The organism is Anaeromyxobacter sp. K, assembly GCF_000020805.1.
GTDB lineage: Bacteria > Myxococcota > Myxococcia > Myxococcales > Anaeromyxobacteraceae > Anaeromyxobacter > Anaeromyxobacter dehalogenans.
Genome location: NC_011145.1, coordinates 4340115 through 4355283 on the forward strand (window position 1 = coordinate 4340115; position 15169 = coordinate 4355283).

The 15169-nt window shown below is 82.3% G+C and carries 8 protein-coding genes; 6 read left to right on the forward strand and 2 right to left on the reverse strand.

The genetic code is table 11. The annotated features are described in order from the left end of the window. Nucleotides 1-8: 8 nt before the first annotated feature. The 4 genes from ANAEK_RS19395 to ANAEK_RS19410 are packed head-to-tail and all read left to right on the forward strand — an operon-like array spanning nucleotide 9 to nucleotide 11443. The gene (locus tag ANAEK_RS19395) at nucleotides 9-9824 is read left to right on the forward strand and encodes a hypothetical protein (RefSeq protein ID WP_012527825.1); all 9816 of its coding nucleotides are present in this window, start codon (nucleotides 9-11) and stop codon (nucleotides 9822-9824) included. An 8-nt stretch (nucleotides 9825-9832) separates the two neighbouring features. After that, on the forward strand, nucleotides 9833-10414 hold the full coding sequence (locus ANAEK_RS19400; RefSeq protein ID WP_012527826.1) for a hypothetical protein: 582 nt from the start codon (nucleotides 9833-9835) through the stop codon (nucleotides 10412-10414). Between the two features lie 9 nt (nucleotides 10415-10423). Beyond that, nucleotides 10424-11128 (forward strand): 7-cyano-7-deazaguanine synthase QueC, encoded by a 705-nt coding sequence (gene queC / locus ANAEK_RS19405; RefSeq protein ID WP_012527827.1) that lies wholly within the window; start codon nucleotides 10424-10426, stop codon nucleotides 11126-11128. Nucleotides 11129-11161: 33 nt separating this feature from the next. Then, nucleotides 11162-11443, forward strand: a complete 282-nt coding sequence (locus ANAEK_RS19410; protein WP_012527828.1) for a polyhydroxyalkanoic acid system family protein — start codon at nucleotides 11162-11164, stop codon at nucleotides 11441-11443. Nucleotides 11444-11560: 117 nt separating this feature from the next. Here ANAEK_RS19410 and ANAEK_RS19415 read toward each other — a convergent pair whose 3' ends face one another. After that, nucleotides 11561-11824: a hypothetical protein gene (locus ANAEK_RS19415; protein WP_232287345.1), complete on the reverse strand. Its 264-nt coding sequence runs from the start codon at nucleotides 11822-11824 to the stop codon at nucleotides 11561-11563. A gap of 223 nt (nucleotides 11825-12047) precedes the next feature. On the opposite strand from ANAEK_RS19415, the gene ANAEK_RS19420 reads away from it, so the two are divergent. Then, entirely contained in the window at nucleotides 12048-12395 is a 348-nt protein-coding gene (locus tag ANAEK_RS19420) for a hypothetical protein (RefSeq protein ID WP_012527830.1), read from the forward strand. A gap of 99 nt (nucleotides 12396-12494) precedes the next feature. Beyond that, the gene (locus tag ANAEK_RS19425; RefSeq protein ID WP_012527831.1) at nucleotides 12495-14381 is read left to right on the forward strand and encodes an N-6 DNA methylase; all 1887 of its coding nucleotides are present in this window, start codon (nucleotides 12495-12497) and stop codon (nucleotides 14379-14381) included. Here the strand turns inward: ANAEK_RS19425 and ANAEK_RS19430 are convergent. Beyond that, nucleotides 14378-14998: a sensor histidine kinase KdpD gene (locus ANAEK_RS19430; RefSeq protein WP_012527832.1), complete on the reverse strand. Its 621-nt coding sequence runs from the start codon at nucleotides 14996-14998 to the stop codon at nucleotides 14378-14380. The two genes, ANAEK_RS19425 and ANAEK_RS19430, sit on opposite strands and share 4 nt — an antisense overlap. Nucleotides 14999-15169: the final 171 nt, after the last annotated feature.

Here is a 15169-nt window from a genome sequence, read left to right on the forward strand (position 1 = left end):
CCGCCCCCATGGCGGAGGTGAGACAGCAGCCCGCCCCCGCCCACTCCTCGGAGCCCGGGGCGGGGTCCGGGGCCGGCTTCGAGCTGCGGCTCGAGCGCGGCGGCGCCTCGGTGCGGCTCGCGGATCGCGAGCTGGCGCCGGGGCTCACGCTCGAGTCGCTCACGCTCCGCGTCCCGGACGTCCACTTCCCGTTCGACGCGGGCGCCGGCGCGGCGCAGTTCCGCAGCCGGCTCACCGACCTGCTCGAGCTCCGCGTGGCGCTCACGCCCGCGCCGGTCGAGGCCGCCCTGGCCCGCGCCGGCCTGGGCGCGCTGGGGCTGGAGGGCGTCCGGATCGCGTTCCGCGAGGGCTTCGCCGAGCTGGCCGGGCGCATCTCCGCGGGGCCGGCGTTCACGCTGCAGGCGGGGCTCCTGCCGCGCGGCGACCGGGGCCTGGCGCTCGTGTTCCACTCGCCCCGGCTCTACGGGCCGGCGCCGCTCCCGGCCGCCGCGCTCCCGCACCTGGCCGCGCGGGCGCTGGAGGCGGCCGGCGCCGCGGCCCTGCCGGGCGACCCGCTCGCGCCGCTGCTGCGCGCCGCGCTCGCGCCGCGGGGCTGGAAGCTGCCGCGCCCGCACGGCGCGCGCCTGGCGAAGGCCGCGTTCGCGCCCGGCGTCGCGCGGATCGCCTGGGAGGCGGCGGCCGGGCCGGCCGAGGCGGGCGGCGCGCCGGAGCTGCTCGCCGCCGACGAGGGCGCGCGCGCGTTCGCGCCGGCCTGCGAGGCGCTGGCGCGCGGCGAGCCCGAGCACGCGCGCGAGGCGCTGCTGGCGCAGGGGGCCGCCGCGGCCGCCCACCCGTTCGCGGCCGAGCTGCTGCTCTCGCTCCTCCTCCTCGAGGATCGCTTCCACGACGAGGCGCTCGACCTGGCCGCGGCGTGGCTGCAGCGCCGCCCGGACTTCGCGCCGGCGCTCCTCGCCGAGGCGCTGGTGCGGCAGGCGCGCGGCGAGCCGGCCCGGGCGGCGCGCGCGTTCACGGCGCTCGCCGCCGCCGCCGGCGGCCGGGGCGAGGCGTTCGCGGCGCTCGCCGCCGCCGAGGCGGTGTTCGACGTGCCGGGCGCGGATCCGGCCGACGCGCTGCGCGCCGCCGAGGTGGCGCTGGAGGTCCGGCGCGACCACGTCCCGGCGCTCCGGGCGCTGAGGGCGCTCTCGGCGGCCTCGGGCGACCGCGAGGCGCTGGTCCGCGCCGACCGGCGGCTGGTGGCCTACGATCCGGATCCGCAGGAGAAGGCCCGCGCCCACGCCGAGCTGGGCGAGCTGCTGCTGCACAGCGATCCGGCCGCGGCCCGCCTCCACCTCGACCAGGCGCTCCGCCTCGCCCCGGAGGACCCGGCCCCGCTCGCCGCGCTGGCGCGGGCCTGCGCCGCGGCGGGCGAGCCGCTCCGCGCGGTCCGGGCGCTGGACCGGCTGAAGGAGATCCACCTCGCGCGCGGGGATCGCGCCGCGGCGGCGGCCGCGGCGCTGGAGGCGGGCGCCGCCTGGGAGGGACCGCTCGCGCACGCCGAGAACGCGCTCCTGCGCTACCGCGCCGCCGCCGAGCTGGCGCCGGGCCCGGAGGTCCACGCCCGCGCCGCCCGCGCCGCCGAGGCGCTCGGGCACTGGGCCGAGGCGTCCGACTTCCACGCGCTGGCGCTCGCCGGCATCGACGCGGCCACGCCGGACGGCGCGGCGCTGGCGGTCCGCACGCGGCTCGCGCTCGCCGAGGTGGCCGAGCGGCGGCTGGGCGATCCGGCCGCGGCGGCGGCGCACCTCGAGGCGGCGGCGACGCTCGCGCCCGGCGACGCGGCGGTGCTGGCGCGGCTGGCGGAGCGGCTCCGCGGGCTGGGCCGGCCGCCGGCGCTCGCCGCCGCGCTCGACCGGCTCGCGGGGCTGGAGCCGGACCCGGGCGCGCGGGCGGCGCTGCTGGCCGAGGCCGGCGCCGCGCTGCGCGCGGCCGGCCAGGACGGCGAGGCGGCCCGCCGCTTCGCCGCGGCGCTGGCGCTCGAGCCGGCCTGCGCCCCGGCCCTCTCCGGCCAGGCCGAGCTCGCCGCGGCGCTGGGCGACGCCGCCGCGGAGCGCGAGGCGCTGGAGCGGCTGCGCGCGCTGACCCCGGACGCGGAGGCCGCCGCCGCGCTCGACGATCGCATCGCCGCGGCCGCGGAGCGCGCCGGCGACCTCGCCGCGGCGCTCGCCGCCGCGTCCTCGGCCCGCGCCGCCCGGCCCGACCCGGCCCGGCTCGCCGCCGAGCTGCGGCTGGCGCGCCGGGTGGCCGACGCGAGCACCGTGGCGGAGCTGCTGGCGGAGTCCGCGCGCCTGGCCGCGGCAGCCGGCGACGCGCCCACCGCGACCGCGGCCTGGCTGGAGCGGGGGCGGCTGCTCGTGCCGGTGGACCCGCCCGCCGCCCTGGCGGCGCTCGCGGAGGCGCGGGCGGCGGCGCCGGGCGACCCGGCGGTGCTGCGCGTGCAGGCGGACGCGGCCGGGCGCGCCGGCGACCCGCGGCTCGCGCTCGGGGCGCTGCGCGCGCTGCTGGCGGGCGGCGCCGCCGACGCCGCCGAGCTCGAGCTGCGCGCGGCGCGGGCGGCGCTGGACGCGGGCGAGCCGTCCGCGGCGCGCGAGCACGCGGAGCGGGCGCACGCGCTCGAGGCGCCCGGCGCGGGCGCGCTGCTCGCGGAGGTGCTCGCGGCCACCGGCGACGACGCGGCGCGGGCGGCGCTCCTCGAGCGGCTCGGCCGCTGGCTGGAGGCCGCCGAGCTGCACGAGCGCGCCGGCGACCTGCCGCGGGCGCTCGCCGCGTGCGAGCGCGCCGCCGACGATCCGGCCACCACCCAGGCCGCGCTGGCCCGCCTCGCCGAGCTGCGGGCGGCGGGGGGCGACGCGCGGGGCGCCTCGCGGGCGCTGCTGCTGCTCGCGCGGCTCACCGGCGGGCGCGACGGCGCCACCCTGGCGCTGCGCGCGCACGGGCTCGACCCGGCCGGCGAGGCGCTCGACCTGGCCGCGCAGCTCGACCCGTCGTTCGCGCCCGCCCGCGCCCGGCGCGCCGCCGGGCGCGTGGCGGAGGATCCGCGCGGCGCGCTCGGCGACGCGGAGGCGGCGCTGGCCGGCGACGCGCTCCCTGCCGCGGAGCGCGCCGGCCTGCTCGCGCTCGCCGCCGGGGCCGCCGCGGCGTGCGGCGACGCCGGGGCGGCGCGCCGGCACCTCGCCGCCTACTGCGAGGCGGTCCCCGGCGACGACGCGGCGCTGGCGCGCCTCGCCGGGCTGCACCGGCGCGCCGGCGATCCGGCCGGGCTGGAGGCGGCGCTCCGCCGGCGGCTCCCGCCGGCGCGCGGCGCGGACGCCGCCGCGGTGCGGGCCGAGCTGGCCGGGCTCCTCGCCGGGCGCGGCGAGGCGGCCGAGGCCGCGCGGCTCGCGGGCGAGGCGCTCGATCGGGATCCGGCCTGCCTCCCGGCGCTCCGCGTGCTCTGCGCGGCCCCCTGCGCCGGCGCGCTCGCCCCGGCGCAGGCGCTCGACCTCCTCGGGCGGCTCGCCGCCCACCCGCTCGCGGACGCCGCCGAGGCCGCCGCCGCCCAGGCCGGGCGCGCGCGGCTGCTGGCCGCCGCCGGCGATCTCGCGGGCGCGCTCGACGCCGCCCGCGCCGCCGCAGGAGCCGGCGACGACGACGCCGCGCTGGAGCTCCGCGCGGACCTGGCGGCCCGCGCCGGCGCGCCCGCCGAGGCGGCCCGCGCGCTGCTCGCCCGGGCGCTCCGGGCGCGCGACCGCGCCGAGCCGGACGCGGGCGACCGGCTCGCCGAGGCCGGGCTGGCGCTGCTCGCCGCCGGTGCGGCCGAGGACGCGGCCGGCGCCGAGGCGGCGCTGCGCGACGCGCTCGCGCTCGCGCCCGGCCGCGAGAGCGCCCGCGCCGCGCTCTCCGCCCTGGCCGAGCGCGCCCGGGCGCGCGGGGACGCCGCCGCCGAGCGGGACGCGCTCGCCGCGCTGGTGCCGCTGCTCCCCACCGGCGCGAAGCCCGCGGCGCTCCTGCGCCGGGCCGCGCTCGCGGCCGCGCTCGGCGACCGCGCCGGCGCGCTCGCCGCCGCCGAGGAGGCCCGCGCGCTCGCCCCGCGGGATCCCGCCGCGGTCGAGGCGGCGCGCGCGGCCGCGGAGGCCGCCGGGGACCTGGGCGCGGTGGCCGACCGCCTGGAGGACCTGGCCGCGCTGGAGCCGGCCTCGGCCGGGCGGCGGCGGCTCGAGCGCGCCGGCCTGCTGGCGCGCCTCGGGCGCGCCGCCGAGGCCGACCGCGCCTACGCGGCGGCGCTGGCGGCGCTCCCGCCCGACCGCGGGCTCGCCGAGGAGCACGCCGCGTTCCGGCGCGCGCACCTGCCCGCCCGCCCCGCCGGCGAGCCGCTCGAGGCGTACGCGCGCCGCGCGCCGGCGCCGCGCGACGCGGCCCGGGCGCTCCGCGCCGCGGCGGCGCTGGCGCTCGCGCAGGGCGATCTCGCCGGCGCCATCCGCGCCGCGCGCCGCGCCTACGCCCGCACGCAGGACGACCTCGCCTTCGCGGCGCCGCTGCTGGCGCGCGTCCTCTACCTGGGCGGCGCGTCCGGCGAGGCGCTGGTGGTGCACCGGCGCCTGCTCGAGGCCGGCCTCGGCGCGCTCCCGCCCGAGGACGCGCTCGCGCTGGCGCGCCAGCTCGCCGAGCTGGCCGAGGACCGGGGGGAGCGCGCGCTCGCGCTGGCCGCCCTGGGCGAGGTCCTGGCGCGGCGCCCGCAGGATCTCGACGCCGCCGTGCAGCGGCTGGCGCTGGACGACGACCCGGAGCGCGGCGCCCGCCTCGTGCTCGCGGCGGCGGAGGCGGCCCGGTCCGGCGCGGCGCGGGCCGACGCGCTCGGGCGCGCCGCGACGGCGCTGCTCGCCGGCGGCCGGCCCGACCTCGCCCGCGACCTCTACCGGCGGGCCCGCGCCGCCGCCGCGGCCGATCCGGCCCGCAGCGCCGCGCTGTCCGAGGCGCGCGCCGGGGCGCTGGCGCGGGCCGGCGCGCCCGAGCCCGAGCGGCTCGACGCGCTGGGCGAGGCCGCCGACCTCGCGCTCGACGCCGGCGAGCCGGACGCCGCGCGGCGGCTGCTCGCCGACGCGGTGGTGCTGGCCCGCGCCCTCGATCGCCCCGCGGAGGCCGCCCGGCTCTCGCTCCAGCTCGACGCGCTCGCGGCCGCGGCCGGCGACTTCGCCGCGGCGGCCGCGCACGCCCGCGCCGCCGGCGCGCTGCTGCTCGACGCCGGCGATCCGGCCGGCGCCGCCGAGGCGCTGGAGCGCGCGGTGGCCGCCGCGCCGGGCGAGGCGGAGGGCGTGGCGCTGCTGGAGCGCGCCGCGCACGCGCTGGGCGGCGCGGGGACGCCGCACCTCGCCCGCGCGCTCGCCGCCCGGGCCGCCGCGGCCGCGCCCGGCCCCGCCCGCGCCGCGGCGCTGGTGGCGCTCGCGGACGTGCACGCGGCCGCCGGGGCCACCGGGCCGGCCGAGGCCGCGCTGAGGGAAGCGCTCGCGCACGAGCGCGGGAGCGCCGCCGCCCGCGAGCGGCTCACCGCGATCCTGAGCGCGACCGGCCGCGATCCGGAGGTCGCGCGGATGCTGCTGGAGCGCGCCGAGCGCGAGGCCGACCCGGCGGCGCGCGCCCGCATGCGGCGCGACGCGGTGACCCGGCTGGCCGCCTCGCCGGATCCCGCCGACCGCGCCCGCGCCGCCGAGGCCTGCGCCGCGCTGGCCACCGAGGGGCCGGCCGATCCGGTGGCGCTCCGCGCGGCCGCGGCGCTGCTCCGCGACCTGGGCCGCCGCGAGGAGGCGATCCCGCTGCTCGCCGCGCTGGTGCGCGCCGACCCGGACGACGAGGACGCCGCCCGCGAGCTGGCGCACGCGTACGCCGACCGCCACCTGGAGCGCGCCGAGCTGTTCCTCGGCCGCGCCGCGCACGCGCGCGGGCCGGCGCGCGCCGGCCGCCTGCGCGAGGCGGCGCGGGCGCTGCACGCGGCCGGCGAGGACGGGCGGGCGCGGGCCGCGCTGCGCGACGCGTTCGACGCCTGGCCCGCGGACGACGGCGCGTTCGTGGCGGCGCTGCGCGAGGCGGCCGCCGACCCGGAGCGGCTCGACGGCGTGCTCTCCGCCCGCGCCGCGGCGGTGCCGGCCGAGGCGGCGAGCTGCCACCGCGCGCGCGCCGACGCGCTGCTCGCGTTCGGCGAGGGCGAGCGCGCCGCCGCCGCGTACGAGGCCGCGCTCGCGGCCGCGCCCGGGGACGTGGAGACGCTCGCGGCCCTGGCCGCGTGCCTGGCCGCGACCCGCGGCCCGGCCGCCGCGGCCGAGCTGGACCGCGGCCTGGTGGCGTGGGCCGGGGAGGCGCGCGGCGCCGTGCCCGCCTCCGCCGAGGCGGCGGCGCGGTACCGGCTCGGCCTCGCCGCCTGGGCCGAGGGCCGCGCCTCCGACGGGATCGCGCACCTGGAGCGGGCGCTCGCGCTCGCGCCCGCCGACGAGCGCGCCGGCATCGCCTGGGCGGCGCTGGCGCACGGGCACGCCGCGCTGGGCGACCCGGCGCTGGCGCTCGCCGCCGCCCGCAGCCGCGCCGAGCGCGCGCTCGCGCTGGGCCTGGCCGAGGAGCGCCGGGTGGCGCTGGAGGCCGCCGCGGAGCTGGCCGAGGGGCTCGGCGACGCGGGCCGCGACGCGGCCGAGCTGCTGGAGGCCCTGCTCCAGCTCCGCGCCCGCGACGGCGAGGGGCCGGAGGCGCTCGCGGCGCTGGCCGGGCGCGCCGCCGCGGCGCTGGACGCGGCCGGCGAGCCGGCGCGGGCCCGCGAGGCGCGCGCGCTCGGCGGCCTGGAGCCGGCCGCGCCGGACGCCGCGCCGCCGCCCGCGGCGCCGCCGGCCGGCGCGCGCGAGGCGGCCCGCGCGGCCGCGGAGCGCGCGCTCTCCTCCGAGGATCCCGCCGAGCGCGCCGAGGCGTTCACCGCCGCGGCCGAGGCGCTGGCCCGCGCCGGCGCGCCCGACGACGAGGTGCGCGGCGCGCTCGAGCTCGCCGCCGGCGCCGACCCGGACGCGCCCGGCCCGTGGCGCGCGCGGGCGCGCCTGGAGGCCGCCTGGGGCGAGCCGCTGGCCGCGGCCCGCGCGCTCCTGTCGGCCTCCATCCGCAGCGACGGCGACGAGGCGTCGCGCAGCGCGCTCGAGGCCGCGCGGCTGTTCGAGGACGCCGGCGCCCACGGCGACGCCGCGCGCGCGTACCGGGCCGCGGTGCTGGCGCGGCCCGGCTGCGTGCCCGCCCGCACCGTGCTCGCGGAGGAGGCGCTCGCCGCGGGCGATCCCGGCGCGGCGGTCGAGCACCTCCGGGCCATCCCCGAGGCCGGGCTCGCCCCCGACGCCCGCACCGCGCACCGCCGGCGCCTCGCCCGCGCGCTGGACGCGGCCGGCCGCGCCGGCGAGGCCGAGGCGCTCTACGCCGAGCTGCTCGCGGCCGATCCGGGCGACCCCGAGGCGTTCGAGCGCGCGGCCGCGCTGGCGCTCGCGCGCGGCGCCCTCGACGCGTGGCTCGACCTGGCCCAGCTCCACGAGCAGGCGCTCGCGGCCTGGGGCCAGACCGCGCGGCGGCGCGACCTGCGCCAGGCCCGCGGCGAGCGCTTCGCCGCGGCCGGGCACCTCGAGGCGGCGCGCGGCGCGTTCCTGTCGGTGCTGGAGCTGGATCCGGTGCACCCGCCCGCGCTGGACGCGCTGGCGGCGCTCGACGGCCGGCGCGACGGGTGGGCCGAGGCCGCCGCGGGCCTCGCGGCCGAGGCCGGCGCCGCCGGAGACCCCGCCGAGGCCGCCGCGCTGCACCTGCGGCGCGCCCGCATCCTGCTCGACCGGCTCGGCGACGAGGACGCCGCGGCCGCGACGCTCCACGACGCGCTCGCGGCGGCGCGCGCCAGCGGCACCGCCGCCGCGCTGCGCGGCGCCGAGGAGGCGGAGGCGCTGCTCGCCGGGATGGGCCGCCCGGCGGCGCCGCCCGCGGCGGAGCCGGACCCGATCGCCCCGCGCGCGCCCGCCGCCGACCCGGTCGCCGAGGTGCTGCGGGCGCAGGCGGCCGCGGCCGAGGGCGTGGCCCGGGCCGAGCTGCTGGAGCGCCTCGCCGGCCACCTCGAGCGCGCCGGCGACGCGCCGGGCGCCGCGGACGCGCTGATCGAGGCGCTCGAGGCCGACCCCGAGCGCGACCTCACCTGGTCCTGGCTCCTGTCGGTGGCCTCCGGCGACGTGACGCGGCTCGCCCGCGCCGAGGCCATCCGCGCCCGGAGCGCCGAGCCCGCCCCCGCCGAGCTGCCGCCGCCCGCCGGGTGGTCGGACGAGGAGATCGCGCTCGCGGCCGAGGGGCCGGGCGCGCTGCCCGCCACGCCCGCGGTGGGCGCCGAGCTCGGGCCGGACCACCCGCTGCCGGTCGCGGAGCTGGCGGCCCGCGGGCGCGCCTGCCTGCAGGCCGCGGAGTGGGAGCCGGCGCGCGCCTGGCTCGCGGAGGCGCTGGCCCGCGACCCCTCGGATCTGACGCTCGCCCGCGACCTCTCGCGCGCCGCCGAGAAGCTGGGCCGCTTCGACGACTACGTGCGCCTGGGCGAGGCCTGCGCCGACGCCATCGCCGCCTACGACCCGCTCGCCGCCGCGGCGCGGCTGCGCCACTTCGCCGAGCTGCTCCGCACCCGGCTCGGCGACCCGGAGCGCGCCGCGGTGATGCTGGAGAAGGCGCTCTCGCTCGTGCCGGACGACTTCGAGGCCCAGCGCGAGCTGCTCGTGGCCCGGGCGGCGCGCCCGGAGACGCAGGCCCGCGCGGCGGACGGCTGGCTGGAGCTGGCGCGGCGCGATCCCTCCGACGCGACCGCGCTCGCCGAGGCGAGCGCGCTGTGCGCGGCCCTCGCGGCCGCCGAGCGGACCGGCGCGGAGGACTCCGCCCGCCTCGCCGAGCGCGCGCGCCTGGCCGCCTCGCTCGCCGCGTTCGCCGATCCGTCGCGGAGCGCGCCCGCGGGGGCGCCGGTCGCCGCGCACCTGCCCGCGGCGCTCCGCGAGCGCGTCGCGGCGCCGGGCGCGAACGGCCCCTGCGCGCGCCTGGTCTCGCTGCTCGCGCCGTGGCTCGAGCCGCTGTTCCCGGCCGACCTCGCCGCGCGCGGCGCCGGGCCCGCCGACCGGCTCGCGCCCGCCGCCGCGCCGGCGCTGCACGCCGCGCTGGAGCGGGCCGCGCGGGCGCTCGAGGCCCGCCCGCACGCGGCGCTCCTCGGCGCCCGCCCCGGGCGCGAGGTGGTCATCGAGAACACCCGGCCGCCCTCGGTGGTGCTGCCGGCCGGCCTCGCCGGCCTGCCGGAGGGGGCGCTCGCGTTCCTGGCCGCCCGCACGCTCGACCTCGTCGAGCACGGGTGGGCGCTGCTCGGGAAGTTCGCGCCGCGCGACGTCGCCATCCTGCTCGAGCTGGCCTGCCGCTTCGGCGGTGGCGCGCCGCCCGCCATGGGCCTCCCCGCCGCGCACGCGGGCGCGTTCCTCGCCGCGCTGGAGCGGACCGTGCCCGGCGAGGTGAGCGCCACCGCGGCCGCGCTGGCCGGCCCGGCCGCGGCGGAGCTCCGCACGCTCGACCCGCGCGCGCTCGCGGCGGCGGTGCGCCGGACCGCGAACCGGGTGGGCCTGCTCCACGCCGGCGACCCGGGCCACGCGCTCCGCACGCTCGCGTTCCTAGACCGGCGCCTCGACGGCGGGCCGCTCGATCCGGTCGAGGCGCTCGCCCTCCCCGACCTCCGCGACCTGGCGCTCCTGGCCCTGTCGGATCCGTTCGTCGAGCTCCGGGTCGCGGTGCTAGGCTAGCCGGCCCCGTGCCTCGCCCTCCGTCCCACCGCGCGCCGCGCGCGCTCTCCCTCGCCGGAGCCGTCCTGCTCGGCGCGCTCGGCCCCACCGCGTGCCGCAGCGACGGCGCCGAGGACTGCCCGGGCGAGGTCGTGGGCGTGTTCGGCCTGCAGGCGCGCCGCGTGGACGCCTCGACCGCCTGCACGGTCGAGCCGGCGGGCGGCTGGGCCGCGACGGTGCCGGAGACGATCCCGGCCGAGCTCGCCGGCGATCCGGCGGCCGTGTTCCCGGTGACGCTGGCGCAGGACCCGCGCACCGGGGCGGTGGCGCTCTGCACCGGCCGCGACCACGAGGCGGTGCTGCGCGGGGTCCGGAGCGGCGACCACGTCCAGGCCGCGGCGGCGGCCGGCGAGGCCGTGCTGAGCGCGTGCGCCGCCACCTGCACCGCGGCGCTCACCGTCGCGATCGAGGGCGACCTCGCGTTCCCGGCGGGCGGGCCGCCCACGCTGGCGGGGACGCTGGTGGAGACCTACGGGGCGACCGGCGGCGCGTGCGCGCCCTGCGCGCTCCCCTGCACCGCGAGCTACGCGTTCACCGCGGTGGCCCGCTAGGATCCTGGAATGGCGAAGGCGACGAGCGAGGCGCGGCGCGCGGTGGTGCTCCTGTCGGGAGGGCTCGACTCGAGCACCTGCCTGGCGGTGGCGCGCGCCGAGGGGCTGGAGGCGCACTGCCTCTCGGTGGACTACGGGCAGCGGCACAAGGGCGAGCTGGCGCGGGCGCGGCGCATCGCGCGGGCGCTCGGCGCCGCCGGCCACCGCGTGGTCAAGGTGGACCTCTCCGCGTTCGGCGGCTCGGCGCTCACCGACGCGGCCATCGCGGTGCCGAAGGGGCGCAGCGAGGCGCGGATGGCGCGGGACATCCCGGTCACCTACGTGCCGGCCCGCAACACCGTCATGCTCTCGCTCGCGCTCGCCCACGCCGAGGTGATCGGCGCGGAGCAGATCTTCGTGGGCGTGAACGCCATCGACTACTCCGGCTACCCGGACTGCCGGCCGGCCTTCCTGCGGGCGTTCGAGCGCCTGGCGAAGGTCGCGACCCGGGCCGGGGTGGAGGGGCGGCCGCTCCGGATCCGCGCGCCCCTGCTCAGGCTCTCCAAGGCGGGGATCGTCCGGCTGGGCACGAAGCTCGGCGTCCCCTACCGCATGACCCTCTCGTGCTACGACCCGATCCGCGGCCGCGCCTGCGGCCGGTGCGATGCCTGCCGCCTGCGCCGAAAGGGATTTGCCGAGGCGGGGGTGCAGGACCCAACTCAATACGCGAAGTGACCGGCCCAGGGCCGGCGGAGGAGACCCGCAAGGATGCCGCAGATCACGAGGAAGTACCCCGGCAAGAAGGCCGGTGAGATCTACGAGAAGGTGGACGAGGTGATGGACCGCCTCGCCCAGAAGCTGTCACTCGACTACCAGAAGGACGGCGGCGCGAAGACCGGCAAGGTCTCGAAGATGGGCGTCAGCGGCGCCTACGCGGTGAAGGACGAGGAGGTCGTCATCGACCTCAAGTTCCCGATGCTGGTCCCCGGCTCGATGCGCCAGAAGGTCCAGGACGACATCGAGCGGAAGCTGGACGGGCTGTTCGGGTAGCGCCCCCGCTCCCTCGACTCCGCGCTTCCCGCCAGGACATGGCGCTCGCCCTGAGCGTGGGCGAGCCGGGGGCTCGCCGGAGTCGAAGGGTCGGGATGAGCGGGCGGAGTCGAAGGGCTAGTCCAGCGGCACCACGATCGCCCCGGCGCGCTCGTTCATGCGCTCCACCGCGGCGTAGATCGCCTGCAGCGGCGAGTCGCCGGACCCGCTCGCGGACTTGAGCGCGGTCCGGCGCCGCTTCGCGGACGGGCCGGCCACGATGCGGGCGCCGGCGCGCCCGTGCAGCGCGTCCGGCCAGACCCGGACCTGCATGCCGGCGCGGTAGAGCGCGAGCAGGACACGTCCCATCTCTGCGGCGACGCGTTCGTCGGCGTAGGTCATCGAGCGTTCCGTGGTGCGATCCCGCCGGGTCCGGCCGCGAGGCATGGCCCCATCCTCCCGGAATCCGGCGTTCGGCTGCGCATCCTAGCGGGGGTGCCTGACAGCGCCAGTTTCCGGCCCCGCCGGTCGGGTGCGGCCGGATCGGCCAGGCCCCAACAGGCCCCGCCCGCCCGGCACCCCGGCGGCTTCTCGCCCCCGCGCGGCACGGCTACGTTCAGGGTGCATGATCGCGCGCTGGACGAGCTTCGCCGTGGGGCTGGCGCTCCTGCTCGCGCCGCTCGTGCTGGGCTACGGCGAGGTCGGGCCCATCCTGCACGACGTGGCGGTGGGGCTGCTCGTCTGCATCGGCACGGTCGCGGCGATCGAGTGGGCGCCGGCGCGGTACGCGCTCGCGGCGCCGGCCGCGTGGCTGGTCTGGACCGGCCGCGGCGCCACCGAGCCCGCCGCCGGCGTGGCCGAGATGACCGCCGGCGCGGCGCTGCTGGTGCTCGCGTTCGTGCCCGGCGCCCGCGCGGTCCCGCGGCTCGGGCGCGTCGGGCGGGAAGATCGGCCGGATCACGCCCGCGCCTGACGCGGCGCTCCGCCCCCGCTCCGGATCCCGCATCGCGTACAATCCGCCCGTGCCCGCCGCCGCCCCCGTCGCGATCGCCCACGCCGGAGCGCCCGCGCGGTGAGCCCGCCGCGCACTCGCGCTCCCGCCGATCCCACGCGAACCGCGATCGACGCGCTCGCGCCGCTGCCGCCCGCGGATCAGCTCGCGGTGGCCGCGGCGCACCTGGGCGGCGCCCCGCAGGCCGTCCTCGCCGCGCTCGGGCTCCGCGCCGGCTCCGAGCTCGACCCCTCGCCGGAGCGGCTCGACGGCACCCTGCTGGACGCGCTCTGCGCGCGCGCGCTGGCCGGCGCGGACGGCGCGGTGTTCACCCCGCCGGCCGAGGCGCGCGCGCTCGCGGCGCTGGGGCTCGCCCACGCGGCCGCGCGGCGCGGCGGGCCGGCGCCGGCGGACGCGGCGGCGGCGCTGCTCGCGGGGCGCCCGCTGCCGGCGCTGGCGCGCGCGCTCGACGGCCTGGCGGTGCTCGACCCGGCCTGCGGCGGCGGCGCGCTGCTCGCCGCGGCCGAGCGCCTGGCGCGCGGCGTGGGCGCGCGGCTGCGGCTCGCCGGGATCGACCTCGCGCCGCTGGCCGCCCGGGCCGCGGAGGCGCGGCTCGCGCTCCTCGGGGCCCGTGCCGCGATCCGCCGCGGCGACGCGCTCGCCGCCCCGTGGCCCTCCGCCGACCTGGTGCTCGCGAACCCGCCGTTCCTGCGCCACGAGCGGCTCGCGGCCGCCGCGAAGGCCCGCGCCGCCGCGGCGAGCGGGCTGGGGCGGCAGGCCGACCTCTCCGCGCACTTCGCGGCGGTGGCGCTGCGGCACGCGCCCGTCGCGGCGCTGGTGTGGCCGCGGGCGCTCGACGTGTCGCGCTCCTCGGAGCCGCTGCTCGCCGACGCGCGGGCGCGCGGCGGGTTCGCGGTGCGCCTGCGCTCGCGCGCGGCGGGCAGCTTCGCCGCGTCGGTGGACACCGCGCTGGTGGTGTGGGCGGAGGGCGCCGCCGATGCACCGGCCGCCGAGGCCTCGGTGCCGCTCGCCGCGCTCTCCGACGCGGAGCTCTCGGCGCTGGCCCGGGGCGCGGGCGGCCGGCGCGTCCGGCTGCGCCGCCCGCGGGCGGCGGCCCCGCGTGGCGCCACGACCCTGGGCGCGCTCTGCGAGGTGCGCTTCGGCACGAAGAGCGGGTGCAACGCGTTCTTCCACCTCGCCCCGCTCGGCGGCGGCCGCTACGCGTCGCCGCTCGCCGGCGAGGTCCGGCTCGCGCCCGCCGACGTCGTGCCGCTGCTCGCCTCGCTGAAGGAGGCGCGCGCGCCGGAGCTGGCCGAGCCACAGGGCGTCCTGTTCCGCCCGCCGGCCGCGCCCGGCGCCGCGGCGCGCCGCTACCTCGCGCTCGGCGAGGCGGCCGGGGTGCACCGCCGCCCGAGCTGCGCGGGCCGCGCGCCCTGGTGGCGGCTCGCGCCGGGCCGTGGTCCGGCGCCGCTCCTCTACCCGGCCAAGGTGGGCGCGCGGGCGTTCGCGTTCCTGAACGAGGCGGGGCTGTGGGAGGACAAGAAGTGGCACGCGCTGTTCCCGCGCGCCGGGGCGCCGCCCGCCTGGCAGCTCGCGCTCCTGCTCGCCGCGACGCCCATCCGGCTGGCGGTGGACGAGGGCGCGCGCCAGCTCACCGGCGCGCAGGCCATCGCCGACGTGGACTGCCGCGTGCTCGCCGCCGCGCCGTTCCCGCCGGCGGACGCGATCCGCGCCGCGGCCGGGGAGCTCGCCACGCTCCGCGCCGCGCTGGCCCGCGATCCGGTCACCACCGACCTGCGCGCCACGCTGGACCGGCCGGCCCAGCGGGCGCTCGACCGGCTGGCCGGTCGCCTGCTCGGCGAGACGGCGGCGGGGGTGGAGCGGCAGCGCGACGCGCTCGCGGAGCGGGTGGCGGCGCGCCTCGCGCACGCGGCCGAGGTGCGGCGCCTCCTGCTGCGGGCCGGCTAGTCTCGAGGCGGCTCGCGCGCCGGATCGAAGGCGTCGAGATCCGGCAGGACGTCCGCGGCGCGCCGCGGCAGGGTCGCGACGTAGGTCGTGCCGGCGCGCGTCCGGATGCGCGCGAGCTCCCCGCGATGCTGCAGCATGATCTTGCGCGCGGCCGCGACCCGCAGCGTGCCGACCTCGTCGTCGGCGCCGTCCGGTCGCACGCCGCGCTCGAAGAAGGTCACGAGCGTGTCGCCCCGGTCGAGCGGGCGCGCGAACTGGACGCGCACCACCACGATGTCTTCGTGCTCCCGCCAGCGCAGCGAGACCCGCTCCTCCGCCCGGGTCCGCTTCAGCGCGTCCTCGAGCAGGATCGTCACCGCGTACGCGATCCGGCGCGGATCCCACTCCCCCGCCCCCTCGCGCTCGGCGTCCGGCGCGTACTCGACCGCGCGGTCCGGGTACCTCGCCGCGACGTCGTCGATCGCGCTGCGGCAGAGCTCGGAGAGCGTGGTCGGCTGGAGGTCGAGCGGGAACTCCTCGTGCTCGGTCCCACGGTTCGGGTTCCGGTCGGCGGCCGGGGCCTGGCGGCCGAGGAGCAGCTCGCTCCCCCGGTCCATCGCGCTGGTCTCGATCGTCATGTCGTGCTCCGGAGCTGGGGGCCCGCACCGCGGACCTCGTTCGTGTAGGGAAAGGCCGGGCGACGTGAGGAAATTCCGGCCGCCCCTTCGGATGGTGGGCAGCGTCGAGCACACGCGCCGCGGCCACTCGGGCGCGATCGCGAGCACGGCGCGCGGACGGCTTCCGAGGCG

Bases quoted from the DNA above. Each gene is read 5' to 3' on its own strand.
- ANAEK_RS19395 (WP_012527825.1), top strand. From the start codon at position 9: ATGGCGGAGGTGAGACAGCAGCCCGCCCCCGCCCACTCCTCGGAGCCC.
- queC (WP_012527827.1), top strand. From the start codon at position 10,424: ATGGCGAAGGCGACGAGCGAGGCGCGGCGCGCGGTGGTGCTCCTGTCG.
- ANAEK_RS19410 (WP_012527828.1), top strand. From the start codon at position 11,162: ATGCCGCAGATCACGAGGAAGTACCCCGGCAAGAAGGCCGGTGAGATC.
- ANAEK_RS19415 (WP_232287345.1), bottom strand. From the start codon at position 11,824: ATGACCTACGCCGACGAACGCGTCGCCGCAGAGATGGGACGTGTCCTG.
- ANAEK_RS19420 (WP_012527830.1), top strand. From the start codon at position 12,048: ATGATCGCGCGCTGGACGAGCTTCGCCGTGGGGCTGGCGCTCCTGCTC.
- ANAEK_RS19430 (WP_012527832.1), bottom strand. From the start codon at position 14,998: ATGACGATCGAGACCAGCGCGATGGACCGGGGGAGCGAGCTGCTCCTC.